Origin of the sequence: Salipiger mangrovisoli, assembly GCF_015223355.1 — a bacterium.
Taxonomy (GTDB): Bacteria; Pseudomonadota; Alphaproteobacteria; order Rhodobacterales; family Rhodobacteraceae; genus Salipiger; species Salipiger mangrovisoli.
The window spans coordinates 24,749-47,844 of record NZ_JADFFK010000031.1 but is presented as its reverse complement, the minus strand read 5'-3'; the positions used below and the strand labels follow the sequence as shown (position 1 = coordinate 47,844).

Below are 23,096 nucleotides of genomic sequence, written 5' to 3'. Positions count from 1 at the left end.
TGCGGCACCCTAGGCCCGCCCCGATTATTCTGCTATCTCCGGCATCACCCAAGCAGTTTCAAGATTTGCCGAAGAATGTCCTACCTCGACAATATCCGCACCTTCGTTCGTGTCTACGAGTTGGGCAGCATGTCTGCCGCAGGGAGGGATCTGCGCATCTCGCCGGCGGTGACCTCGGCCAGAATCTCGCAGCTGGAGGAGCACCTCAATGTGCGGCTGTTCCAGCGCACGACCCGCAACCTTACCCCCACCGAGCAGGGGCGTGCATTCTACGGAGGCGCGCGCGAGGTGCTCGAAGCCCTCGAGGCGGCCGAGGCGCAGGTGGCGCAACTGACCGACAACCCCAAGGGCTCGCTCTACGTGGCGGCACCGCTGGGCGTGGGGCGGCGGCTGATCGCGCCGCAAGTGCCTGGCTTCCTGAAGGAGTATCCAGAGGTGCAAATCCGCCTGCGCCTGTCGGACCGCAAGGTGGACCTGACCACCGAGGGGCTCGACCTGGCCTTCTTCCTCGGCCAGCCCGAGGACAGCACCCTGCGCATGCGCAAGATCGCCGACGTCGCGCGGGTGCTGGTCGCCGCACCCTCCTACATCGCGCGGCGCGGCAATCCGACCTCGGGCGAGGCGCTGATCGCGCACCGTCACGAGTGCCTCAACCTGCGCTTTCCCGGCGCGACCGAGTTCCAGTGGCGGCTGCGCACCGCCGAGGGCCCGAAGCGATTTGCCGTCTCGGGGCGCTACGAGTCGGATGACGGCGACGTTCTGACCGACTGGGCGCTGGCCGGTGAGGGCATTGCGCTGAAGCCGGTCTTCGAGGTCGCCGAGTACCTGCGCAGCGGCCGGCTGGTGCCGGTGGCCGAGGACACGCCGCCAGAGCCGATCCAGATGGCCTGCCTCTTCACCCACCGCAAGGGACAGGACCCGAAGACGCGGCTGTTCATGGATTACATCACCGACCGCATCGGCACGGCGATCCGTCAGGCCGAGCAGCGCGCGGCGGAAAGCGGGCGCTAGGCGCGCGCCGCGCCCTGCGCAAGGTGGTTGAGGCAGCTTCAAACAGAAATTGAAAATCATCCGGGATTTTCCGGACTAAACGTGGGGGATGACCCGGAGGCAACACCGAAGGAGCCCGTCCCCATGACCTTGCACAGCCCGCTGACCGCATCCCGCTATCCCCGCGACATGACCGGATACGGCGAGACCCCGCCCGCCGCCAACTGGCCGAACGGCGCGAAGATCGCGGTGCAGATCGTGGTCAACTACGAGGAGGGCGGAGAGAACAACATCCTGCACGGGGATGCCGCCTCGGAGGCCTTCCTGTCCGAGATCGTCGGCGCGGCGCAATGGCCCGGCCAGCGGCACTGGAACATGGAGTCGATTTACGAATACGGCGCGCGGGCCGGGTTCTGGCGGCTGCACCGGTTGCTGAAGGACCTCCCCGTCACCGTCTACGGCGTCGCCACCGCGCTCGCCCGCGCCCCCGAGCAGGTCGCCGCCATGCAGCGCGCCGGCTGGGAAATCGCCTCGCACGGGCTGAAGTGGGTCGAGCACAAGGATATGCCCGAGGCCGAGGAGCGCGCGCAGATCCGCGAGGCGATCCGCCTGCATACGCTGGTGACCGGGGAACCGCCGCGCGGCTGGTACACCGGGCGCTGCTCGATGAACACCGTGCGTCTGGCGGCCGAGGAGGGTGATTTTGCCTATATCGCTGACAGTTACGCGGACGATCTGCCCTATTGGGTGAAGTTCGGCGGCAAGGACCAGCTGATCGTGCCCTACACGCTCGACGCCAACGACATGCGCTTCGCGTCGCCGCAGGGGTTCAACTCGGGCGACCAGTTCGAGAGCTACCTGCGCGACAGTTTCGACACGCTCTACGAAGAGGGTGCGGATGGCGCGCCTAAGATGCTGTCGATCGGGCTGCACTGCCGTCTGGTCGGGCGTCCGGGCCGGGTCGCGGCGCTGAAGCGGGTGCTGGCCCACATGTCCGGGCACGAGGGCGTCTGGTTCGCCACCCGTGCGCAGATCGCCGAGCACTGGGCGGCGGAGCATCCCGCGCCGACCGGCCAGCGCCCGTCGGACATGGACCGCCGCGCCTTTGTCGAGACCTTTGGCGGCGTCTTCGAGCACAGCCCGTGGATCGCCGAGGGGGCCCATGCGCTGGAACTCGGTCAGACCCACGACACCGCGCGCGGCGTGCATGCGGCGCTGGCGCGGGTGTTCCGCGCGGCCACGGACGAGCAGCGGCTCGGCGTGCTGACCGCGCACCCCGACCTTGCGGGCAAGCTGGCGCAGGCCAAGCGGCTGACGGCGGAGTCGACCGCCGAGCAGGCGGGCGCGGGGCTCGATGCGCTGACCGACGAAGAGCGCGCCAGCTTCACCGACCTCAACGAGGCCTACACCTCGAAGTTCGGCTTCCCGTTCATCATCGCCGTGCGCGACAACGACAAGGCCTCGATCATGCAGGCCTTCCGCCGCCGCCTCGGCAACGACCGCACCACCGAGTTCGCCGAGGCCTGCCGGCAGGTCGAGCGCATCGCCGAGTTGCGCCTGATCGACAAGCTCGGCGCATGAGCAGTATCCATGCCGAACCGCTGACCGCTGCCGCCTTTGCCCCCTACGGCGAGGTGCTGGAGGCCGAGGGCACCCCCGACAGGATCATCAATCAGGGGCTCTGCGGGCGCTTCCACGACCGCGCGTCGCTCGACATCGTGGAGGGCCGGGCCGGGATCAGCCTCTTCAAGGCAGAACCGCGCGCGCTGCCGCTGCGGCTCGAGATGGTCGAGCGCCACCCACAGGGCAGCCAGGCCTTCCTGCCGATGAGCCATGACCCGTTCCTCGTGGTCGTCGCCCCCGACGAGGGCGGCCGCCCCGGCAGGCCCCGTGCCTACCTGACCCGCCCCGGGCAGGGGATCAATTTCCATCGCGGCACGTGGCACGGGGTGCTGACCCCGCTGCACGCGCCGGGGCTCTTTGCCGTGATCGACCGGATCGGCGAGGGGCCAAACCTCGAGGAGCACTGGTTCACAGAGCCCTACCTCGTTCACGCCACCGCGTGAGGAAGCCGGCAGCAAGACCGGCCCCGCGCACCAGCAGGGAGCACCCCAGACCATGACCGACCACCGCATCGGAACGCCCGAGCAATTGCGCGATCCGAACTTCACCCCCGCGCTCAACCGCGCCATCCCGCTCGGCATCCAGCACGTGCTGGCGATGTTCGTCTCGAACGTGACCCCGGCGATCATCGTCGCGGGCGCGGCGGGCTTCGGCTTCGGCTCGAACAGCCCCGACTTCCCGGAACTGCTCTACCTCATCCAGATGTCTATGCTCTTTGCCGGGGTGGCGACGCTGTTCCAGACGCTCACGCTGGGGCCGATCGGGGCCGGGCTGCCGATTGTGCAGGGCACCAGCTTCGCCTTCATCCCGATCATGATCCCGCTGGTCGCGGGCAAGGGCGTCGACGGGCTCGCCGCCATGTTCGGCGGCATCCTCGCGGGCGGCATCTTCCACGCGCTGCTCGGCACGGTGATCGGGCGCATCCGCTTCGCCCTGCCGCCGCTGGTGACCGGGCTGGTGGTGACGATGATCGGCCTCGCGCTGGTCAAGGTCGGCATCGAGTATTCGGCGGGCGGCGTGCCGGCGAAAGAGGCGGGGCTTGCAAGCTACGGGTCGTGGGCCAGCTGGTCGGCGGCACTGGTGGTGCTGGCGGTGACGCTGGGACTGAAGTTCTTCGCCCGCGGCATGCTTAGCATCTCGGCGGTGCTGGTCGGCATCCTCGTCGGCTATGTCTACGCGATCTTCACCGGGCTCTTGTCGCTCGATGCCATCGCCGGGTCGTGGCAGAACGCCGCCGCCTTCTCGCTGCCGCAGCCGTTCCGTTACGGGATCGAGTTCTCGGTCGCGGCGGTCATCGGCTTTTGCCTGATGGCCTTCGTCTCGGCGGTCGAGACCGTCGGTGACGTCTCGGGCATCACCAAGGGCGGCGCGGGCCGCGAGGCCACCGACCGCGAGATCGCCGGTGCCACCTATGCGGACGGCGTCGGCTCGGCCATCGCGGGGATCTTCGGCGGGCTGCCCAACACCTCGTTCAGCCAGAACGTCGGGCTCATCGCCATGACCGGCGTGATGAGCCGCCACGTGGTCACCATCGGCGCGGTCTTCCTGATCATCTGCGGGCTGGTCCCCAAGGTTGGCGGCCTGATCCGCACCGTGCCGATCGAGGTGCTGGGCGGCGGCGTCATCGTGATGTTCGGCATGGTCGTCGCCTCGGGTATCTCGATGCTGTCGGATGTCGACTGGACGCGGCGCAACATGGTGATCTTCGCCGTGGCGCTGTCGGTCGGTCTGGGACTTCAGCTCGAGGTGCTGAATGTCGCGCCGGGTGCGCCCAACGCGCTGCAGCACCTGCCCGACACGCTGCGCATCCTCGGTGCCTCGGGCATCCTGCCTGCCGCGCTGATCGCCATCGTGCTCAACCTCGTGCTGCCGGAGGAACTGGCCGAGGAATCCACCGAAGAGGTCTCGGGCGGCATGGCCGGCCATCGCGGAGAGGAGCCGCGCGGCGAAGGCGCCTGACCCGATCGATCCTTCGTGGAAGCGGCGGCGCGTCCCTTCGGGGGCGCGCCGTCTGCGTTTCGACGGAGGCTGGTCGGAGCGCCCCGGACAACACCGGGGCATTTCCCGGGCGCGCCGGAGAAGGGGCGGGCTCCGGGACAAAAGGAAAGGGCGGGAGTTTGTCACCCCCGCCCCTCAAGGCTGCGGATGCTGGCCGGGCGTCAGAAATCGACCTCGATGGCGATGCCCTTCTCGACCGCCAGATCGACCACCGCGGCAGCCACGGCAAGGTCCTGTAGCCCCACGCCGGTGCCGTCGAAGAGGGTGATCTCGTCGGCCGATCTACGGCCCGGATGCGTGCCGTTGATGACCGCGCCAAGCTGGGTGATGTCGCCTTCGGCAATCAGCCCCTGCGCCACCGCATGCTGCGCTTCGCCGATCGACACGGATTGCGCCACCTCGTCGGTGAACACGGTTGCCTTCGCCAGCAACGCCGGGGACACTTCCTGCTTGCCCTTGGTGTCGGTCCCCATGCAGGCGATGTGGCAGCCCGGCGAAACGTGCTCGGCCATCAGGATCGGCGCGAAGGAGGAGGTGATCGAGATGATCACGTCGGCCGCGCGCATTCCCTCGAGGTTGACCGCCTCGAAGGGCAGCCCCGCCTCGGCCGCGACCTTCTCGAGGTTGGGCAGCATCTCGGGGTGCAGGTTCCAGCCGATCACCTTGTCGAAGTCGCGCTGCTCGAGCGCGGCGCGCAGCTGGAAGGTGGCCTGATGGCCCGCGCCGACCATGCCGATGACCTTCGCATCGTCCCGCGCGAGGTGGCGGATCGACACCGACGAGGCGGCGGCGGTGCGCAGCGCGGTCAGCAGGTTGCCGCCCACCATCGCCCTGGCCTTGCCGGTGTCGGGATCGAAGAGGAACACCGTGGACTGGTGATTGATGAGGCCGCGCTTTTCGAGGTTGTTCGGCCAGTAGCCCCCGGCCTTCAGCCCCAGCGTCAGCCCCGAGCGGTCGAACCCGCCCTTGAAACCGTAAAGCGCGTCTTCGTGGCCGATGGCCTCGCGCACGACGGGAAAGTTATAGGCGTCGCCGGCGGCCATGGCAGCGAACACCTTTTCGACCGCGGCAAAGGCCGCCTCGCGGGTCATCAGGTCGGCAATCTCGCGTTCGGGAACGATGAGCATGGGCTCTCCTTTTCGTCAAAAAGGCCCGCGCGCCGGGACAATGGACGCGCGGGCAGGACGCGCCTGCATGCAGGGCAGGCGCGTGGGGCTTGGGGATGGAGATCAGTAGGCCTTGCCGCGGGCGGAGACCGGCCAGAGCGCCTCGACCTTGCCGCCGCGCACGCCGACGTACCAGTCGTGCACGTTGGCGGTGGGGTCGCAGTGGCCGGGCACCAGCTTGAGCTTGTCGCCGACCTTCAGCACGCCCGAGGGGTCCGAGATGACGCCATGCTCGTCCGAGCATTTGACGTATTCGACATCGGTGCGCCCGAAGACCACCGGCAGGCCGCTGTCGACCGACTGCGCCTTGAGGCCCGCGTCGCAGATCGCCTTGTCGGATTTGGCGTGGCTCATCACCTGGGTGAGGATGAAGAAGGCATTCTCCCACTCGCCGTTGTCGATGCGGTTGCCGTCCTTGTCGCGGATGCGGCCGTAATCGGCATCCATGAAGGCGTAGGAGCCGCATTGCAGCTCGTTGTAGACGCCCGAGTTGCTCTCGAAATAGTAGCTGCCGGTGCCGCCGCCAGAGACCAACTCGGGCTTCAGGCCAACGGCCTCCAGCGCCGCCACGGCCTCCTTGACCTGCGTGATGGCCACGTTCAGCTTGTCGCGCCGCGCCTCGTAGCTGTCGAGATGCTGCATGGCGCCCTGGTAGGCCTGGATGCCGGTGAACTCGAGCCCCGGCGCGGCGTCGATGGCCAGCGCGATCTGCACCACCGCCTCGGAGGTGGTCACGCCGCAGCGGCCCGCGCCGCAGTCGATCTCGATGAAGCACTCGATCGTGGTGCCGTGGCGCTGCGCGGCCTCCGAGAGTTCGGCGACGTTGGCAAGGTCATCGACGCAGACGATGATCCGGGCACCGAGCTTCGGCAGGCGGGCCAACCGGTCGATCTTGCGCGGATCGCGCACCTGGTTCGAGACCAGCACGTCCTTGATGCCGCCGCGCACGAAGACCTCGGCCTCGGACACTTTCTGGCAGCAGACGCCGACGGCGCCGCCGAGGCGCATCTGCAGCTTCGCCACGTCCACCGACTTGTGCATCTTGCCGTGGACGCGGTGGCGCATGTTGTGGGCGCGGGCGTAATCGCCCATCTTTCGGATGTTGCGCTCGAGCGCGTCGAGGTCCAGCACGAGGCAGGGCGTCTGGATGTCGGCGGCATCCATACCGGGCAGGGCGGGCACGTCATAGCCGACCTCGAGTTGGTCGAAAGTCACGGGTGCATTCATGGCTCAGGCTCCTTGCGTCCAGGGCAGGCGGTCGAGATCGACATTACCGCCGGTGATGATGAGACCGACGCGCTTTCCGGCGAAACGGTCGCGGTTCTTGAGGATGGTTGCAAGCGGCACGGCGCTCGAGGGTTCCATCACGATCTTCATGCGCTTCCAGATCAGCTTCATCGCCTCGACGATCTCCTCCTCCGAAGCGGTGAGGATGTCGCTGACGTGGTTGGAAACGAAGTGCCAGGTCAGATCCTTGAGCGGCACCTTCAGCCCGTCGGCCACGGTCTCGGGCGCGTCATCGGCGATGATGTGCCCGGCCTTGAAGCTTCGGTAGGCGTCGTCGGCCTGCTCGGGCTCGGCGGCGATCACCTGGCATTCGGGGGCGAGGGCGGACAGCGTCAGGCAGGTGCCAGAGATCATCCCGCCGCCGCCGATCGGGGCGAGCACCATGTCGAGCCCGTCCGTCTGCTCCATGAACTCGCGCGAGCAGGTGCCCTGGCCCGCGATCACGCGGGGGTCATTGTAGGGGTGGACGAAATCGCCGCCCGTGGCCGCCTGCACCTCGGCGAAGACCGCCTCGCGCGAGCTGGTCGAGGGCTCGCATTCGGTGATGATCCCGCCGTAGCCGCGCACCGCGTCCTTCTTGGCCTGCGGCGCGGTGCGCGGCATGACCACGTGGCAGGGGATGCCGCGTCGCCCGGCGGCGTAGCTGAGCGACAGGGCGTGGTTGCCCGAGCTGTGGGTGCAGACGCCGCGCGCCGCCTCGGCGTCCGAGAGGCCGAAGACCGCATTGGACGCGCCGCGCACCTTGAAGGCGCCCGCCTTCTGGAAGTTCTCGCACTTGAAGAAGAGCTGCGCGCCGGTGAGCTCGTTCAGGAAGGCAGAGGTCAGCACCGGGGTGCGGTGGATGTGCGGCGCGATGCGGGCGTGGGCCGCCAGCATGTCATCGTAGGTGGGGATGTTCAGCGCGATATCCTTCATCACGCGGCCTCCTTCCGGGTGAGCGCAGGAGTGGCACGGTAGAAGTCCTGTGCCGCCGCGACGCCCGAGCCGAGCGTGATGTCGAGGCCCAGGTCCTTCATGCACATCTCGGCGGTCGCGAGACCCGAGAGGGTCATCACGTCGGTGAGGCTTCCGAGGTGACCGATGCGGAACACCTTGCCGGCAACCTCGCCGAGGCCGGTGCCGAAGGCGACGCCGTAGGTCTGCGCGGCGTGGCTGACGATGTCGGTGGCGTTGAAGCCCTCGGGGGTGCAGATGGCGCTGACCGTGTCTGAATAGACCTCGGGCGCGGCGGCGCAAAGCTCCAGCCCCCAGGCGCGGACGGCGGCGCGCACACCTTCCGCGATGCGGTGGTGGCGGGCAAAGACGTTCTCCAGCCCCTCGTCGAGCAGCATCCTGCAAGCCTCGTTCAGCCCGTTCAGCAGGCCGACGGCGGGGGTGTAGGGGTAGGCGTTGTTGGCATAGCCCTTGGCCATGTCGTGCACGTCGAAGAAGGTGCGCGGCAGCTTGGCGGTCTTCGTCGCGGCCATCGCCTTGTCGCTGAAGCCGACGATCGCAAGACCCGGCGGCAGCATGAAGCCCTTCTGCGAGCCGGTGACGGCGCAGTCGACGCCCCATTCATCGAAACGGAAATCCATCGAGGCGATCGAGCTGACCCCATCGACGAAGAGCAGCGCCGGGTGACCTGCCTCGTCGAGCGCGCGGCGCACCGCGGCGATGTCCGAGCGCACGCCGGTCGCGGTCTCGTTGTGGGTGGCGAGCACGGCCTTGATGCGGTGCTGTTTGTCGGCGGCGAGGATCTCGGCGTAGCGGGTTGCCGGCAGGCCCTGTCCCCAGGGCGTCTCGACCACCTCGACGGTCAGCCCGTGGCGCTGGCACATGTCGATCCATCGGTGGCTGAACATGCCGTTGCGCGCCGCCAGCACCGTATCGCCGGGCGAAAGCGTGTTGCTGAGCGCCGTCTCCCAGCCGCCGGTGCCGGTCGAGGGGAAGATGAAGACCTCGGCGCTTTCGCTTTTGAGCACCTTGCGCACGCCTTCGCGCGCCGGGTGCAGGATCTGCCCGAACAGCGGCGAGCGATGGTCGATCGTCGGCATGTCGCAGGCCTTGCGCAGGCTCTCGGGAATATTGGTCGGGCCCGGAATGAAAACGGGGTTCTGGAAGCTCATGGCCACCTCCTCTGGTCGCTGGAGATCACCGTAGCCGGGGGATGTGTCCGAGGAAATTTTTTTGAAATCGTTTTTCAGAAAAGCGCCAATGAGGAAAATGACGCGTTGTCAGGTAGTTGATTTTTTCATATCATGAATTCGGCTTTCAAGTTGAATGAAAGAGATTTGATGGATTCTCCGAAAGATGCCGAAGGCACCCCCCGCCGCGCCCGTGGACGGCCCCGCGGATGGGAGGACAACAGCGCGCAGAACACCATCAAGTCGCTCGACCGGGCAATGGAGGTGCTCGACTATCTCAGCACCCGCCCCGGGCTCACCCTGTCGGAGCTCGCGAGCGACCTGAGCCAGTCCCCGGCGACGGTCTACCGCACCCTCGTCACCCTCGAGGGACGGCGGATGGTGGAGTTCGACCCGGCCGAGCAGCTCTGGCACATCGGCCCGCAGGCCTTTGTCATCGGCGCGCGTTTCCTGCGCCGCACCAGCCTTGTCGAGCGGGCGCGGCCGATCCTGCGCGGGTTGATGGAGATGACCGGCGAGACGGCGAACCTCGGCATCGTGCGCGAGGCCTCGGTGCTCTTCGTCAGCCAGGTCGAGACGCATGAGAGCATCCGCGCGTTCTTCCCGCCGGGCACGCTGTCGCCGCTGCACGCCTCGGGGATCGGCAAGGCGCTGCTGGCCGAGATGGAGGGAGAGCGACTCCGGAAATTTCTGGCGCGGACCATGGAACGATTCACCCCGCATACGCTGGCAGAGCCCGAGGCGCTGCATGACGATCTCGCGGCAATCCGGGCGCGGGGCTATTCGATCGACGCAGAGGAGAAAAACCTCGGGATGCGCTGTATCGCGGCGGCGGTCTTCGATGCCTCGGGCGAGGCTGTGGCGGGGATCTCGGTGTCGGGTCCCACCATCCGGTTGCGCGAGGACAGCACGAACGAGACGAGCCGCGCGGTGATGCGCGCGGCCCGGGAGCTGACAGAGGCGATCGGCGGGGTCAGACCGCCGGGGCGCTGACCTTGCGCGGCGCCGGCATCGGCTGGGCCGCGCCGGACGGGCGCAGCGCCATGTGGCGGTTCACATCCTTGTAGAGCAGGTAGCGGAACCGACCCGGGCCGCCCGCGTAGCAGGCCTGCGGGCAGAAGGCGCGGAGCCACATGTAATCGCCCGCCTCGACCTCGACCCAGTCCTGGTTCAGCCGGTACACCGCCTTTCCTTCCAGCACATAGAGCCCGTGTTCCATCACGTGGGTCTCGGCGAAGGGGATCACCGCGCCGGGCTCGAAGGTGACGACTGTGACATGCATGTCGTGGCGCAGGTCCGAGGGATCGACGAAACGGGTGGTCGCCCATTTGCCGTCGGTGCCGGGCATCTGGGTGGGGGCGATGTCCTGCTCGTTGGCGATGATCACCTCGGGGTGGGGCAGGCCGGGCACCGCCTCGTAGGCCTTGCGGATCCAGTGGAAGCGCAGCACCTCGCTCCCCGTGTTGCGCAGGGTCCAGAGCGTGGCTGGCGGCAGGAAGGCATAGCCGCCCTCGGTCAGAACATGGGTTTCGCCCTCGACGGTGAGCGTCGCCTCGCCGCCCACGACGAAGAGCACGCCTTCGGCCCCCGCGTCGGTCTCGGGGTGGTCCGAGCCGCCGCCCGGCTGCACCTCCATGATGTATTGCGAGAAGGTCTCGGCAAAGCCGCTGAGCGGGCGCGACAGCACCCAAAGTCGGGTGCCTTCCCAGAACGGCAGGAAGCTGGTGACGATGTCGCGCATCGTGCCCTTGGGAATGACCGCATAGGCGTCGGTGAAGACGGCGCGGTCGGTCAAGAGCTGGGTCTGCGGCGGGTGGCCGCCTTCGGGGGCGTAGTAGCTGGTCTTGGGGGAAGTCATTGTCGTATCTCCGAAGGGAGGGGATCTGGCACGAGTATGCAGGCCGCGTACGCGGTGCGCGACCGGGCGCGGGGCGAAAGGTCTTTTCGGAAAAGAAAGATAATCGCCCCTCGCCTTTCGGTCCTTTCGAAAGGCGAGGAGTGTGCTTGGGTTGGGCTCAGGCCGGATGCAGCTCCGGCTGACGGACCCGGGCCGCGCCGCGCTTCTGCGGCACGCCGGACACGTAGGTCTCGGCCACGGCGCGCTCGTCGCCGAGCATTTGCAGCACGAACAGCTCCTCGCTCAGGGTCTGGGCGCGCGCCATCCGCAACGCCATGGGCTCGGTTGCAGAAGCGTCGAGCACGACGATATCCGCCTCGGTGCCCGGCTCCAGCGTGCCGATCCGGTCCTCGAGCCCCAGCGCCACGGCGTTGCCGCGGGTGATCCAGTGGAAGGCGCGGAGCGGGTGCAGCTTCTGGCCCTGCAATTGCAGCACCTTGTAGGCCTCGTTCAGCGTCTGCAGCATCGAGTAGCTGGTGCCCGCGCCGACGTCGGTGGCGACGGCGTTGCAAATCCCGCGCGCCCGCAGCCCGGCGTCATCGAAGAGCCCGCTGCCGAGGAAGAGGTTCGAGGTCGGGCAGAACACCGGCTTGGCCCCGGTCGCGGCCAAGAGGTCGATCTCTCGCGGCTCGAGGTGGATCGAGTGGCCAAGCAGCGTCTTGGGGCCGAGCAGCCCGTAACGCTCGTAGACGCCGAGGTAGTCCGGCGCCTCGGGGTAGAGGCTGAGGGTATAGGCGATCTCGTCGCGGTTCTCCGACAGGTGGGTCTGCACGTGGCAGTCCGGATGCTCGGCGACCAGCGCGCCCGCCATCTCCAGCTGCTCGGGGCTCGAGGTGATGGCGAAGCGCGGGGTGATGGCATAGCCCGCACGGCCCTTGCCGTGCCAGCGCGCGATCAGCCGCTTGCTGGCGTCATAGCCCGATTGCGGCGTGTCCCGCAGCGCCTCGGGGGCGTTGCGGTCCATCATCACCTTGCCGGTGATCATCCGCATGTCCCGCCGTGCGGCGGCGGAGAAGAAGGCCTCGACCGAAGCTTCATGGACCGAAGCGTAGGCGACCGCGGTTGTGGTGCCCTGGGCGCAGAGCTGCCCCATCAGCCATTCGGCCATCACCTCGGCATGGGCGGGATCGGCGAAGCGTGTCTCTTCGGGGAAGGTGTAGCTGTTCAGCCAGTCCAGAAGCTGCGCCCCCCACGACGCGATGACCTGGACTTGCGGGTAATGGATGTGGGTGTCGATGAAGCCGGGCATCAGCAGGTGCGGGCGGTGATCCACCACCGGCACCGCGGGCGCCTGCCGGGACAGCTGGTCGTAGCTTCCGGTGGCGCGGATCAGCCCGCCGCCGAGCAGGATCGCCCCGTCCTCGATGTAGCGATAGGCGGTACGGTCCTCGGGGCCTTTCGGCTCGGCGGTGAAGCTGAGGATGCGTCCGCGCAGGAGCACTTGGTCGGTCTTCATGGGGTCACCTTTCGGCAGGCTTGGGGAGGAAGAAAAGGGGCGCGGGCCGGGGTGCGGCCCGCGCCGGTGGGCTCGGGATGCCTCTGCCCGGATCACTCCGCGGGCGCGGCAGGCGGCTCGTCGAGCACCACGGTGTCGTTCTGCGGCGCGCCCTCGCGGTGGAAGAGCGGGTAGATGTAGAGGAAGGCGGCGGCGATCAGGTAACCGGCCGACACCGGGCCGAGCGCGGGCCAGTGCAGGCTGGCGCCGTGGATGATCCCCACCAGCGACATCATCGCGGCGGCAAGCGCGAAGCCCCCGGCGTTGCGGAACCGCCCGTCGATCACGCTGGCGACGATGGCGCCCCAGATCAGCCCGGTCAGGATCGCGCCCTGGCTGAGCGAGAGATGCCCGGCGAAATGCGCGCCCTGCTGCAGCAGGGCCGCCGTGAGGGCTTCGTCGCCGAGCTGCGGCAGGCCCTGCACCCCGGTTGCCTGCAGCGCGCCCATCAGCGCCCCCCATTTGATCATCAGGAAGGACGACACATGCGGCATCATCGCTATGGTGACGGCGGCCATGTGTGAAGGTTTCACGCAATGCGCGGTGTTGGTGATCAGGCTCAGCGCCACGAAGACCAGCACCGGCGCGGCGGCCGCCTCGGGGATCAGGTTGTTGAGGAAGGCCAGCAACCCGAGGAAGGCGGCGAGCGGGATGACCGTGCCGACGCCGATGATGTAGCCCGCATGCGCGCCCATGCGCTTGTAGGCCGGGTGGCCGATGTAGGCGGTGGTCGGGAAGGGCGAGCCGAAGACCGCGCCGATCATCGTGCCCAGACCATCAGTGATCTGGCACACGCCGACCGGGTAGTGATCCCCGGCGCTCTCGGCACTCTCGACGTTGTTCATCGTCTCGATGAAGTTGTAGATCTGCACCGGCACCAGCACCAGGAAGAGCTCGGGGTTGGCAAAGAGGTGGTTGATCCCCGCGATCAGGTCCCCGACATAGGGCAGCGGCGGGTAGAAGCCGGTGCCTTCGAGGCTGATCCGTGCCTCGCCGATGCTGAAGGCCACTGCGGTGCCGACGATCAGCGCCAAGAGACCCGCGGGCATGTTGAACGGCAGGCGAAAGCGCCCGACCAGCCCCCAGAGGATGATGATCATCGAGGCAAAGCCGATGTAGGGCTGCTCGAAGATCGTGGCCAGCGGCACGGTGCCGATGAACACCAGCGCGATGCCGCAGAGCGTGCCGAGCATCCCGGCGCGCGGGGTGACCCGCTTCAGCCACGGCCCGACGATCGCGCCCATGGCGGCGACGATGCCGCCGATGAAGCCCGCGCCGATGCCGACCTGCCAGGCCAGCATGGGATCGTTCGTCGACCAGTAGATCGGGCCGATGACGCCAAAGAGATAGACGAACATCACCGGCGTCGAGATGCCGTAGGGCAGGGCGGTCACGTCGCGCCCGTGCCGCGCGGCGGCGCGTTTGGCCAGAACGACATAGGCCGCGACCCCCGACAGGATCGCCACCGCCGCGCCGGGCAGGATGCGGCCGTAGACGATCTCGGACGGCATGCCGAAGACGAACTGGCAGACGCCCGCCAGCACCATCAGGTTGATCAGATTGTCGGTGAACAGCGCCCAGAAGGCGCTGAAATCGCTGCGTGAGAACAGCTTGTAGGTGTAGCTCCCTTCCCGCATGTGGGATCTCCTCGGGTTGCTTGCAGTTGTCCCGCGGCGTCCGCTCCTCTTCGGACGGTCGCGGGGGTTATTCGGCGGCGAAGGCCACGGGCTGCGCCGCGCCCTGTTCGCGGGTGAGGGCGGAAAGCACCTCGGCCACGACGAAGGCGGCGATCACCTCGGGGCGCTTGTCGCGACCGCCCTGCGCGCCGATCGGGCAGGTGAGCGCCGCATCGGACAGCCCGTCGCACCGGTCCCGCGCGAAGCGGCGGAATTTCTCGCGCTTGGTGGCCGAGCCGATCAGTCCGACGTAGCGCGCGTCGCCCCGTTGCAGCGCCGCCGATGCACAAAGAAAGTCGAGCGCATGGTCGTGGGTCAGCACGATGAAGGCGCTGCCTTGCGGCGCCATGGTGATCTCCAGCTCCGGCAGCGGTGTGATCCGGGTCTCGACCCGGGCGCTGCAGAGCGCCACTTCCTCGGCACGGGAGTCGATGAGCACGCAGCGCACCGGCAGGTGTTGCAGCAGGTTCGCCAGCGCCCGGCCCACGTGGCCCGCGCCGTGGATCTGCACCACGGGCAGGGCAGCGGCCTGCTCTGCCGCCCGCGCCAGCGCTGCCTGCCGGTCCAGCGTGCCCATGCGGGTGAGCGCGACTTCGACCCGCCCGCCGCAGCATTGGCCGATCTCCGGGCCGAGCGGCACATCCAGCGTTTCCGCAAGATCTCCGCGCGCCAGCAGCGCCCGCGCGGCGGCGATGGCGCGATGTTCGAGTTGGCCGCCGCCGATGGTGCCGTGCTGCGCCCCGGTGCTCACGTACATCTCGCAGCCCGCCTCGCGCGGCGAGGAGCCGCGCACGCGGGCCAAGCGAACCCGCGCGACCGCGCCGGGGGTGCTGAGGAACGTTTGCAGCGCGTTCATGCCCGCCCCGCCAGCCGCTCGACCGCCATGAGCACGCGCTCGGGCGTGGCCGGGGCGTCGAGGCGCGGGCATTCGCGGTAGTCCGCCACGCTGGCCACGGCCATGGACAGCGCCTCGAAGACCGAGATGCCCAGCATGAAGGGCGGCTCGCCCACGGCCTTGCTGCGCTTGATGGTGCGCTCGCGGTTCTCGGACCATTCGGCGAGGTTCACGTTGAAGACGCGCGGGCGGTCCGAGGCGAGCGGGATCTTGTAGGTCGAGGGCGCATGGGTGCGCAGCGCGCCCTTCTGGTCCCACCAGAGCTCCTCGGTGGTCAGCCAGCCCATGCCCTGGACGAAGGCGCCCTCGACCTGCCCGCGGTCGAGCACCGGGTTCAGCGAGCGACCGACGTCGTGCAGGATGTCGGTGCGCTCCACCCGGTACTCGCCGGTCAGCGTATCGATGGTGACCTCCGAACAGGACGCGCCGTAGGCGAAGTAGTAGAACGGCCGTCCCTTGCCCGCGGCGCGGTCCCAGTGGATGTCGGGCGTCTTGTAGAAGCCTGCCGCCGAGAGGTGAACGCGCGCCATGTAGGCGGCCTTGATCATCTGCTCCCATGGCAGAAGCTGCGCGCCCACCTGCACATGTCCCGGCACGAAGCGCACCTCTTCGGGGCGCACGCCCCAATGCCCGGCGGCAAACTCGACCAGCCGCACCTTGATCTGCTCGGCGGCGTCGAGCGCCGCCATGCCGTTGAGGTCCGAGCCCGACGAGGCGGCGGTGGCGGAGGTGTTGGGCACTTTCTCGGTGGTGGTGCGGGTGATCTTGATGCGCTCGAAATCGACCTGGAAGGCATCCGCCACCACCTGCGCCACCTTGGTGTTGAGCCCCTGACCCATCTCGGTGCCGCCGTGGTTGAGGTGCACCGAGCCGTCCGAGTAGACGTGGATCAGCGCGCCAGCCTGGTTGTAGTGGGTGGCGGTGAAGGAGATGCCGAACTTCACCGGGGTCAGCGCGATGCCCTTGCGCAGCACGCCGCCTTCCGAGTTGAACTTCAGGATGTCCCGGCGCCGCTGCTGGTAGTCGCAGCTTTCCTCCAACTCCGAGACCACCCGGCCGATGATGTTGTCGGTGACCTCCTGATGATAGGGGGTCAGGTTCCGGCCGTCGTGGGCGTCGCCGTAGAAGTTGGCCTTGCGCACCTCCAGCGGGTCCTTGCCGAGCACATAGGCGATCTCCTCGATCATCCGTTCGGCGGCGACCACGCCCTGCGGCCCGCCGAAGCCGCGGAAGGCGGTGTTCGAGACGGTGTTGGTCTTCATCGGGCGGCTCTGCAGGCGCACGTGGGGGTAGAAATAGGCGTTGTCGGCATGGAAGAGCGCGCGGTCGGTGACCGGGCCCGAGAGATCCGAGGACCAGCCGCAGCGCGCCGCGAAGGTGCCGTCCACCGCGCGGATGCGGCCCGCGCCGTCGAAGGCGACGTCATAGTCGATGACGAAGTCGTGGCGCTTGCCCGTCGCCGTCATGTCCTGATCGCGGTCGGGGCGGATTTTCACTGGGCGGTTCAGCCGCTTGGCCGCCATGGCGGCGACCACGGCAAAGAGGTTCATCTGGCTTTCCTTGCCGCCGAAACCGCCGCCCATGCGCCGGACGTTGACCACCACGGCGTTGCTCGGCACTCCGAGCACATGCGCCACCATATGCTGCGCCTCGCTCGGGTGCTGGGTCGAGCAATGGACGATCACGTCGTCGTCCTCGCCCGGCAGGGCGAAGGCGATCTGCCCCTCGAGGTACATGTGATCCTGCCCGCCAACCGCGAGCCTGCCGCGAAGCCGGTGCGGCGCCGTGGCCATCGCGGCTTCGACCTCGCCACGCTCCAGCTTCAGCGGGTCGGTGATCAGCGGATAGCCCGCCTCCTGCGCCGCGATCGGGTCCAGCGCATGCGGCAGCACCTCGGCCTCCACCTTGGCGAGCGCGGCGGCGCGGCGGGCGGCATCGCGGGTCTCGGCAATTACCGCGAAAAGCGGCTGGCCGTGAAACTCGATCTTCTCGGTGGGGAAGACCGGCTCATCGCCGCGCCCGGTCGGGCTGATGTCGTTGTGGCCGGGGATATCGGCGGCGGTGAGCACATCGACGACGCCGGGGGCAGCGCGCACGGCGGAAAGGTCGAGGCCCTTCAGCGTGGCATGGGCCACTGAGGACACACCGAGATAGGCGTGCAGCGTCCCGATTGGTTCGGCGATGTCGTCGGTGTATTCAGCAAGGCCGCGCACGTGCTTGATCGCGCTGTCGTGCTGGCGATCCTCGTGGACCGCGCCGCGGATGTTGGGCTGGTGTTTCATGTCTCTCCTCCCTCAGGCGCTCAGGCGGACGGGCTGGCCATCCTGTTCGAGAAAGAACCGCCGCAGCAGGTTCTGGGCGACGCGCATCCGGTAGTCGGCGCTGGCCCGCCAGTCGCTGAGCGGGGCGAAATCCTCGGCCATGGCGCGGGCGGCGGCGGCAAAGCTGGCCTCGCTCCAGGGCTGGCCCATCAGCGCGGCCTCGGCCTTGGCGGCGCGCTTCGGCGTGGCCGCCATGCCGCCAAGCGCGATGCGGGCATCCCGGATCACTCCGCCTTCGACCGTCACGGAAATCCCGGCGGCGACGGCCGAGATGTCCTCGTCGCGGCGCTTGGAGATCTTGTAGGCAGCGCAGCGGGTGGCAGCGGAAGGCAGGGGGACGCGGATGCTTTCCACGAACTCACCCGGGCGGCGGTCCTGCTTGCCGTAATCGATGAAGAACGCCTCCAGCGGCAGCGTCCGGCGGCTCGCGCCAAGGCGCAGCGTGACCTCGGCGCCGAGCGCGATCAGCACCGGCGGCGTGTCGCCGATCGGCGAGCCATTGGCGATGTTGCCGCCGATCGTACCCATGTTGCGCACCTGCCAGCCGGCGATGCGGTCCCAGTACTCGGCAAGATGCGGCAGGTGCTGCGCGATCAGCGGCTGAAGCTCGGAGTAGCTGACCCCGGCGCCGAGGGTGATCGCCTTGGGGGTGACCTCCACCGCCTTCAGCTCGGGCAGATGCGCGATGAAGATGGCGGGCGAGATCGGGCGCAGGAACTTGGTGACCCAGAGCCCGACGTCGGTTGCGCCGGCGATCACCGTGGCCTGCGGGTGCGCGGCGTAGGCCGCGGCGAAATCGTCCAGATCGGCGGGCAGGATGGCGCGGTCGCCATCGGGCCCGGTCTCGACCCGGCGGCCATCCTTCAGCGCCGCCAACTCGGCGGTGACGCGGTCGCGCTCGACCGTCAGATGATCCGCCTCGGGCGTGCCGTATTCGCTCACCGCCACGGCGGCGCGGATGATCGGCGCGTAGCCGGTGCAGCGGCAGAGGTTGCCCTGCAGCGCGGTTTCCACCTGCGCCTCGGTCGGCTGTGGCACCTGCATCCAGAGTGCGTAGAGCGACATGATGATCCCCGGCGTGCAGAAGCCGCATTGCGCGCCATGATGCTCGACCATTGCCCGCTGCACCGGGTGCAGCGCGCCGTCTGGGCCCGAGAGATGCTCGATGGTCACCACGTGGCAGCCGTCGAGCGAGGCGACGAAGCGGATGCAGGCATTGACCGCCTCGTAGCGGAGCACGCCGTCGTGCAGGCGGCCGACCAGCACGGTGCAAGCGCCGCAGTCGCCCTCGGCGCAGCCTTCCTTTGTCCCGGTCAAGCGGCGGTCGAGCCGCAGGAAGTCGAGCAGGGTCTGCGCGGCGGGGACCTGAGGCAGGGACACGGCCCTCCCGTTGAGCAGAAAGCGGATCTCGCTCCGGTGCGTCATGCATCCCTCCGTGGCTGAGCATGTGGCTGGGTGATCGGAGGCGACGCTAGAGCAAGGCACTCTCAATGAATACGCGCGCTTTTGCCAAGGACTTTATACGTATTGTTGATAATAATCTGTCGCGCGCCGTAGTATGCCTGCGGACGGAGGTCAGCCATGCAATATATCGAGAGCCTGCGGGTGTTTGTCCGGACCGTCGAGCTGGGCAGCATCACCTCCGGGGGGCGCGACCTGAGACTGACCCCGGCGGTCGCCAGCAAACGGATCAAGGAACTGGAAAGCCGCCTTGGGGTGCGCCTGTTCAATCGCACCACCCGGTCTATCAGCCCCACCGAGGTCGGCCGGGTGTTCTACGAGCAGGCCAAGACGGTGCTCGCCTCTGTCGACGAAGCCGAGGCGGTGGTGGCGAATTTCTCGGAAACCCCGCGCGGCGCGCTGCGGGTGACGGCGCCGCTGGGGATCGGGCGGCGGATCATCGCGCCGCTGGTGCCGGAGTTCACCGACAGATACCCTGAGGTCCAGGTGCAGATGCGCCTGTCGGACCGCCTGATCGACATGGTGGCCGAGCGGCTCGACCTCGCCTTCTTCCTGGGGGTTCCCAAGGATTCGAGCCTCAAGCTGCGCCATATCTGCGACTGCCCGCGGGTGCTCTGCGCGGCCCCGTCCTACCTTGCGCGGCATGGAACACCGATGGCTCCGGAGGATCTGCTCGGCGGTCAGCACAATTGCCTGCTGCTGCGCTATCCGCGCTCGCCGGAGTATTTCTGGCAGCTGAAGACAGGCAGCGGGCTGCGGCGGCTGGAGGTCGCGGGGCGCTTCGATGCCGACGACGGTGACGTGCTGATCCGCTGGGCGCTGGACGGGCAGGGCATCGCCAACCGTCCGCGGCTCGAAGTGGCGGAGCACCTGCGCAGCGGCGCGCTGGTCGAGGTTCTGCCGGACGCGCCGCCGCCGCCTTCGACCTTCGGTTGCCTCTTTCCGCATCGCAAGCTTCAGGATCCCAAGATCAGGCTCTTTGTCGATCACATGGCAGAGGCGGTCAGGGCGACCATCGCGGGGATGCCCAAGGGGTAGGGCCCGCCCCTCTGGGCGAGGAGCAGTGGCACCGCGGCCTTCGCCACGGGACCACATGCATGGCTGCGGTTCAGAGACTGGCGGGCGAGAACCGACCTGACTCACGCCGGGCATGCTGGCGCGATCCGCAAAATAGGGGAGTTCGCGTCGCTTGGCAGCCTCGATCCAGGGCGGCACGAAGGGTGCGAGCTGATCCTGAGAGGGCACGCGTCTCCCGATGACGCTGGGGCCGGGCGGGCGATGGCTTCGGCCTGAACCGCCTCGATCTGCTCCTCCGACCTGATCCATGCGGCATGGAGAAAGCCTCGGGCGATGGTGGTGTAGGTCAGGTCGGCCATCCAGAGTTGGTCCGGGTCCTGAACTTCGAATTCACGACCATGCCCGGACGCCGGAACTCGGCATCGACCCGGCGGTCGCCATAGGAGCCGGACCTCGCGACGTCCATCGGTTGCCATCCCTACCGGATCGAGAGCCCCCGAGGTCGGCAGCCCGGATGCAGGCCCGTTTCTCGGCAAGCGTCCGGAGCGTTGAGTCCCCTTCAGAACCGCGATCTTCAGCGCCTGGTGCCCGGCAAGCCGCTCGAGCGCAACGATCCGGGCTGCGTACTCGGCCATCAACTCGGTCGCCGCCACGTCCGCGTCGAGCTCACGGGCTTCCGCCTTTTCGATCCAGGCACCGATCAGGTTGCGCGACACGTCGTGGCGGCGGCCAAGCGCGCGGCGCGTCTCGCCGCCACTATGCTTGGCGACGATCTGGCGCTTGCATTCGGTCCTGTGGCTTCGGTGGAGTCTGGGCATGGGCATTCTTCCCCTGGAAAGCCCGCGGCGGGTCAATTCAACCCGGCCAACTGGTCTTCCCGCAGGGGCGCACGCCATCGCATGTGCAAGGCCGGTGCAACATTCCCCATTAGTGCAAAGAAAAAGCCACGTGGTTCTCCACGTGGCTTCTCCTCTTCGCATTGTCCTGAAGGTCAGGCCGCCTGTCGCCTGTTGGCCGCGAGTTGCCGGAACGCGGTGGGCAGGATCAGAACGAGACCGATCAGCGTTGCCGTGATATTGGGAGCGACCAGCAGGATTGCCGCAAAGGCCAGAACGGCTCGCTCCAGCCAGTGCAGCGGCGCGAACAACCAGTTGGACACCGCGGCAGACAGCGCCCAGATTCCCATGACCGCACCCCCGAAGGCGAGGAAGAAGCCCGACCAGGTGAACCCGTCGGTGACGAGCAGCAACGCAGGCTGGAAGACGAAGATGAACGGAACCAGCGCCTTTCCCATGGACAGGCGGAAGGCGGTGTTCCCCGCCTTGAACGCGTTGGCTCCTGCGATGCCCGCACCCGCGTAGGCGGCCATGGCAACGGGCGGTGTCACGTCCGCCAGCACCCCGTAGTAGAAGACGAAGAAATGCGCGACCAGCGGCTGCACCTCCAGCAGGCCCAGCACCGGAGCCGCCACCGCAACCATGATGATGTAGTTCGCCGTGGTCGGGATGCCGCAGCCCATAAGGATGCAGACGATCGCTGTCAGGATCAGGGTGAAGAGCAGCGTGAGGGTCTGCACCCCCATGATCTCAAACGGCAATACCGACAGCCAGCCCGAGACCTCCGTCGCCCAGCCCGAAGCGACGCCTGTCACCATGTAGGCGATCTTGAAGCCGACACCGGTGAGGGTCACGACGCCGATCACCACGCCGACCAGGGCGGCGGCGGCGGTCACTGCGAGCGACTGGCGGGCGCCGAGGATGAAGCCCTCCCATACGCCGCGCGCGGTCCCCTTGATGCCTTCGGCAAGGCCGCCGGCCATGATCTGCTGGATCGCCAAGACGACGATGCAGGCGGTGATCGAGTAGAAGGCGGCGGCGAAGGGCGTGCGGCCCGACAGCAGCACCGCCACGAGGATCACCAGGGGCACGACCGAAAGCCAGCCTGCCTTGAACACCTTCCAGGCGTTCGGCAGTTCGGAGGCAGACAGGCCGCGCAAGCCAAGGCGCCGCGCCTCGAGGTGGACCTGCACGAGCACCCCGAAGAAATGCATGAAGGCAGGGACCAGCGCCGCGGTCAGGATGGTGGTCAGTGGCACGCCGAGATATTCGATCATCAGGAAGGCCACGGCTCCCATCACCGGCGGCGTGATCTGCCCGCCGGTGGACGAGGCGGCCTCGACGGCCGCCGCGAAGTGGCGCGGGTAGCCGATGCGGATCATCGCCGGAATGGTCAGCGAGCCGGTGGTGACGGTATTCGCGATCGAAGAACCGGAAATGGAGCCGAGCAGCGCCGAGGACACGACCGATACTTTCGCCGGGCCGCCGGCGTAGCGGCCGGCCAGCGCCGAGGCGATGTCGATGAAGAGCTGCCCCAGCCCGATCCGCGTCGCCATCACCCCGAACAACACGAAGTGGAACACGTAGGTCGCGATCACGCCGAGGGCGGTGCCATAGATGCCCTGCGAGGTCAGGTAGAGGTGGTTGACGATGTTCGTCCAGCTCGCGCCAGGGTGCACGAGGATGCCCGGCATGTACTGGCCGAAATAGGCATAGGCGATGAAGAGCACCGCGATCACCGGCAGCGGCCAGCCCATGGAGCGGCGCACCGCCTCGAGCAGGACCACGATCAAGATGGTGCCCATGGCGACGTCGATGGGCAGCGGATTGCCAACGCGGAATGCCAGATCCGCGTAGATCCATGGCACGTAGAGCGCGGCAGTCGCGCCGGCCAGCATCAGAGCCCAGTCCGTGATCGGCAGCCCCCCTGGCGCGAGGATGGAGGGGCGGATTTCCTTCTTGCCGAAGGCGGAGAAACTGAGGAACACCAGCAGCAGCGTCGCGCCAAGGTGCAGGCCGCGGTGCGTGGTGGCCTGCGGAATGCCGTAGCCGGCGGTGTAGTAATGGTAGCACGACAGGGCGAAGAGGATCACCCCGGCGGCGATGGCCAGCGGCTTCGCCAGCACCCGGAACCGCAGCTCGGGGTCGAATTTTTCTTCCAGCGCCTGAAGCTCTTCGGCGCTGAGGCTGCGGATGTCGTCTCCATCCGTCAGCGGTTGAGGTCGGTCCTGGGTCATCGGGGCTCCGGGATGTCAGGGGGTCGGGGCAGGGGCCGCGGCGGCGGCGCGGGTTCCGAAAGCAGTCCGGGGCC

At 68.0% G+C, this 23,096-nt stretch carries 18 protein-coding genes; 6 read left to right on the top strand and 12 right to left on the bottom strand.

Annotated elements, in window-relative coordinates; genetic code table 11:
* Positions 1-75: 75 nt before the first annotated feature.
* From IQ782_RS26315 to IQ782_RS26300, 4 genes are all read left to right on the top strand, one after another.
* The gene (locus IQ782_RS26315) at positions 76-1,011 is read left to right on the top strand and encodes a LysR family transcriptional regulator (RefSeq protein WP_194137654.1); all 936 of its coding nucleotides are present in this window, start codon (positions 76-78) and stop codon (positions 1,009-1,011) included.
* Between the two features lie 123 nt (positions 1,012-1,134).
* Positions 1,135-2,571: an allantoinase PuuE gene (gene puuE / locus IQ782_RS26310; protein WP_240989587.1), complete on the top strand. Its 1,437-nt coding sequence runs from the start codon at positions 1,135-1,137 to the stop codon at positions 2,569-2,571.
* Positions 2,568-3,056, top strand: a complete 489-nt coding sequence (locus IQ782_RS26305) for an ureidoglycolate lyase (protein WP_194137653.1) — start codon at positions 2,568-2,570, stop codon at positions 3,054-3,056. The genes puuE and IQ782_RS26305 overlap by 4 nt, the downstream gene beginning before the upstream one ends.
* 52 nt (positions 3,057-3,108) lie before the next feature.
* Positions 3,109-4,572 carry a uracil-xanthine permease family protein gene (locus tag IQ782_RS26300; protein ID WP_194137652.1) on the top strand — a complete coding sequence of 488 codons (1,464 nt, stop codon included), beginning with the start codon at positions 3,109-3,111 and terminating at the stop codon, positions 4,570-4,572.
* A gap of 200 nt (positions 4,573-4,772) precedes the next feature.
* Here IQ782_RS26300 and bhcD read toward each other — a convergent pair whose 3' ends face one another.
* The 4 genes from bhcD to bhcA form a co-directional block, all read right to left on the bottom strand.
* Positions 4,773-5,738, bottom strand: a complete 966-nt coding sequence (gene bhcD, locus IQ782_RS26295) for an iminosuccinate reductase BhcD (RefSeq protein WP_194137651.1) — start codon at positions 5,736-5,738, stop codon at positions 4,773-4,775.
* 102 nt (positions 5,739-5,840) lie between these two features.
* Positions 5,841-7,004 carry a 3-hydroxy-D-aspartate aldolase BhcC gene (gene bhcC / locus IQ782_RS26290; protein WP_194137650.1) on the bottom strand — a complete coding sequence of 388 codons (1,164 nt, stop codon included), beginning with the start codon at positions 7,002-7,004 and terminating at the stop codon, positions 5,841-5,843.
* A 3-nt stretch (positions 7,005-7,007) separates the two neighbouring features.
* Positions 7,008-7,979, bottom strand: a complete 972-nt coding sequence (gene bhcB / locus IQ782_RS26285) for a beta-hydroxyaspartate dehydratase BhcB (protein WP_194137649.1) — start codon at positions 7,977-7,979, stop codon at positions 7,008-7,010.
* Positions 7,979-9,169 carry an L-aspartate--glyoxylate aminotransferase BhcA gene (gene bhcA, locus IQ782_RS26280; RefSeq protein WP_194137648.1) on the bottom strand — a complete coding sequence of 397 codons (1,191 nt, stop codon included), beginning with the start codon at positions 9,167-9,169 and terminating at the stop codon, positions 7,979-7,981. Before bhcA ends, bhcB begins: the two co-directional genes overlap by 1 nt.
* Positions 9,170-9,337: 168 nt before the next feature.
* Here bhcA and bhcR point away from each other — a divergent pair, with 168 nt between their 5' ends.
* Complete coding sequence (gene bhcR / locus IQ782_RS26275; RefSeq protein WP_194137647.1) at positions 9,338-10,180, top strand: HTH-type transcriptional regulator BhcR; 843 nt, start codon at positions 9,338-9,340, stop codon at positions 10,178-10,180.
* Here the strand turns inward: bhcR and IQ782_RS26270 are convergent.
* The 6 genes from IQ782_RS26270 to xdhA all read right to left on the bottom strand — a co-directional run bounded on the left by IQ782_RS26270 (position 10,161) and on the right by xdhA (position 18,896).
* Positions 10,161-11,045 (bottom strand): bifunctional allantoicase/(S)-ureidoglycine aminohydrolase, encoded by an 885-nt coding sequence (locus IQ782_RS26270; RefSeq protein ID WP_194137646.1) that lies wholly within the window; start codon positions 11,043-11,045, stop codon positions 10,161-10,163. The genes bhcR and IQ782_RS26270 overlap by 20 nt on opposite strands.
* 157 nt (positions 11,046-11,202) lie before the next feature.
* Positions 11,203-12,540 carry a guanine deaminase gene (gene guaD / locus IQ782_RS26265; protein ID WP_194137645.1) on the bottom strand — a complete coding sequence of 446 codons (1,338 nt, stop codon included), beginning with the start codon at positions 12,538-12,540 and terminating at the stop codon, positions 11,203-11,205.
* 92 nt (positions 12,541-12,632) lie between these two features.
* Positions 12,633-14,216 carry a xanthine/uracil/vitamin C permease gene (locus tag IQ782_RS26260; RefSeq protein ID WP_194137644.1) on the bottom strand — a complete coding sequence of 528 codons (1,584 nt, stop codon included), beginning with the start codon at positions 14,214-14,216 and terminating at the stop codon, positions 12,633-12,635.
* A 67-nt stretch (positions 14,217-14,283) separates the two neighbouring features.
* Entirely contained in the window at positions 14,284-15,111 is an 828-nt protein-coding gene (gene xdhC / locus IQ782_RS26255; RefSeq protein ID WP_194137643.1) for a xanthine dehydrogenase accessory protein XdhC, read from the bottom strand.
* Positions 15,108-17,432, bottom strand: coding sequence for a xanthine dehydrogenase molybdopterin binding subunit (gene xdhB / locus IQ782_RS26250; RefSeq protein ID WP_194137642.1), 2,325 nt, complete (start codon positions 17,430-17,432; stop codon positions 15,108-15,110). Before xdhB ends, xdhC begins: the two co-directional genes overlap by 4 nt.
* 12 nt (positions 17,433-17,444) lie before the next feature.
* Positions 17,445-18,896, bottom strand: a complete 1,452-nt coding sequence (gene xdhA, locus IQ782_RS26245) for a xanthine dehydrogenase small subunit (RefSeq protein ID WP_194137641.1) — start codon at positions 18,894-18,896, stop codon at positions 17,445-17,447.
* 156 nt (positions 18,897-19,052) lie between these two features.
* Here xdhA and IQ782_RS26240 point away from each other — a divergent pair, with 156 nt between their 5' ends.
* Positions 19,053-19,970: a LysR family transcriptional regulator gene (locus IQ782_RS26240; protein WP_194137640.1), complete on the top strand. Its 918-nt coding sequence runs from the start codon at positions 19,053-19,055 to the stop codon at positions 19,968-19,970.
* Between the two features lie 101 nt (positions 19,971-20,071).
* Here the strand turns inward: IQ782_RS26240 and IQ782_RS26235 are convergent, their stop codons facing one another.
* Both IQ782_RS26235 and IQ782_RS26230 read right to left on the bottom strand, forming a co-directional pair.
* A complete protein-coding gene (locus IQ782_RS26235; RefSeq protein ID WP_194137639.1) occupies positions 20,072-20,767 on the bottom strand; it encodes a transposase in 696 nt (231 codons plus the stop codon).
* A gap of 173 nt (positions 20,768-20,940) precedes the next feature.
* A complete protein-coding gene (locus IQ782_RS26230; RefSeq protein WP_194137638.1) occupies positions 20,941-23,022 on the bottom strand; it encodes a TRAP transporter permease in 2,082 nt (693 codons plus the stop codon).
* Positions 23,023-23,096 lie beyond the last annotated feature (74 nt).

What these genes read in the sequence shown, in the direction of transcription:
- IQ782_RS26315 (WP_194137654.1), top strand. Translation starts at nt 76, where the DNA reads ATGTCCTACCTCGACAATATCCGCACCTTCGTTCGTGTCTACGAGTTG.
- puuE (WP_240989587.1), top strand. Translation starts at nt 1,135, where the DNA reads ATGACCTTGCACAGCCCGCTGACCGCATCCCGCTATCCCCGCGACATG.
- IQ782_RS26305 (WP_194137653.1), top strand. Translation starts at nt 2,568, where the DNA reads ATGAGCAGTATCCATGCCGAACCGCTGACCGCTGCCGCCTTTGCCCCC.
- IQ782_RS26300 (WP_194137652.1), top strand. Translation starts at nt 3,109, where the DNA reads ATGACCGACCACCGCATCGGAACGCCCGAGCAATTGCGCGATCCGAAC.
- bhcD (WP_194137651.1), bottom strand. Translation starts at nt 5,738, where the DNA reads ATGCTCATCGTTCCCGAACGCGAGATTGCCGACCTGATGACCCGCGAG.
- bhcC (WP_194137650.1), bottom strand. Translation starts at nt 7,004, where the DNA reads ATGAATGCACCCGTGACTTTCGACCAACTCGAGGTCGGCTATGACGTG.
- bhcB (WP_194137649.1), bottom strand. Translation starts at nt 7,979, where the DNA reads ATGAAGGATATCGCGCTGAACATCCCCACCTACGATGACATGCTGGCG.
- bhcA (WP_194137648.1), bottom strand. Translation starts at nt 9,169, where the DNA reads ATGAGCTTCCAGAACCCCGTTTTCATTCCGGGCCCGACCAATATTCCC.
- bhcR (WP_194137647.1), top strand. Translation starts at nt 9,338, where the DNA reads ATGGATTCTCCGAAAGATGCCGAAGGCACCCCCCGCCGCGCCCGTGGA.
- IQ782_RS26270 (WP_194137646.1), bottom strand. Translation starts at nt 11,045, where the DNA reads ATGACTTCCCCCAAGACCAGCTACTACGCCCCCGAAGGCGGCCACCCG.
- guaD (WP_194137645.1), bottom strand. Translation starts at nt 12,540, where the DNA reads ATGAAGACCGACCAAGTGCTCCTGCGCGGACGCATCCTCAGCTTCACC.
- IQ782_RS26260 (WP_194137644.1), bottom strand. Translation starts at nt 14,216, where the DNA reads ATGCGGGAAGGGAGCTACACCTACAAGCTGTTCTCACGCAGCGATTTC.
- xdhC (WP_194137643.1), bottom strand. Translation starts at nt 15,111, where the DNA reads ATGAACGCGCTGCAAACGTTCCTCAGCACCCCCGGCGCGGTCGCGCGG.
- xdhB (WP_194137642.1), bottom strand. Translation starts at nt 17,432, where the DNA reads ATGAAACACCAGCCCAACATCCGCGGCGCGGTCCACGAGGATCGCCAG.
- xdhA (WP_194137641.1), bottom strand. Translation starts at nt 18,896, where the DNA reads ATGACGCACCGGAGCGAGATCCGCTTTCTGCTCAACGGGAGGGCCGTG.
- IQ782_RS26240 (WP_194137640.1), top strand. Translation starts at nt 19,053, where the DNA reads ATGCAATATATCGAGAGCCTGCGGGTGTTTGTCCGGACCGTCGAGCTG.
- IQ782_RS26235 (WP_194137639.1), bottom strand. Translation starts at nt 20,767, where the DNA reads ATGCCCAGACTCCACCGAAGCCACAGGACCGAATGCAAGCGCCAGATC.
- IQ782_RS26230 (WP_194137638.1), bottom strand. Translation starts at nt 23,022, where the DNA reads ATGACCCAGGACCGACCTCAACCGCTGACGGATGGAGACGACATCCGC.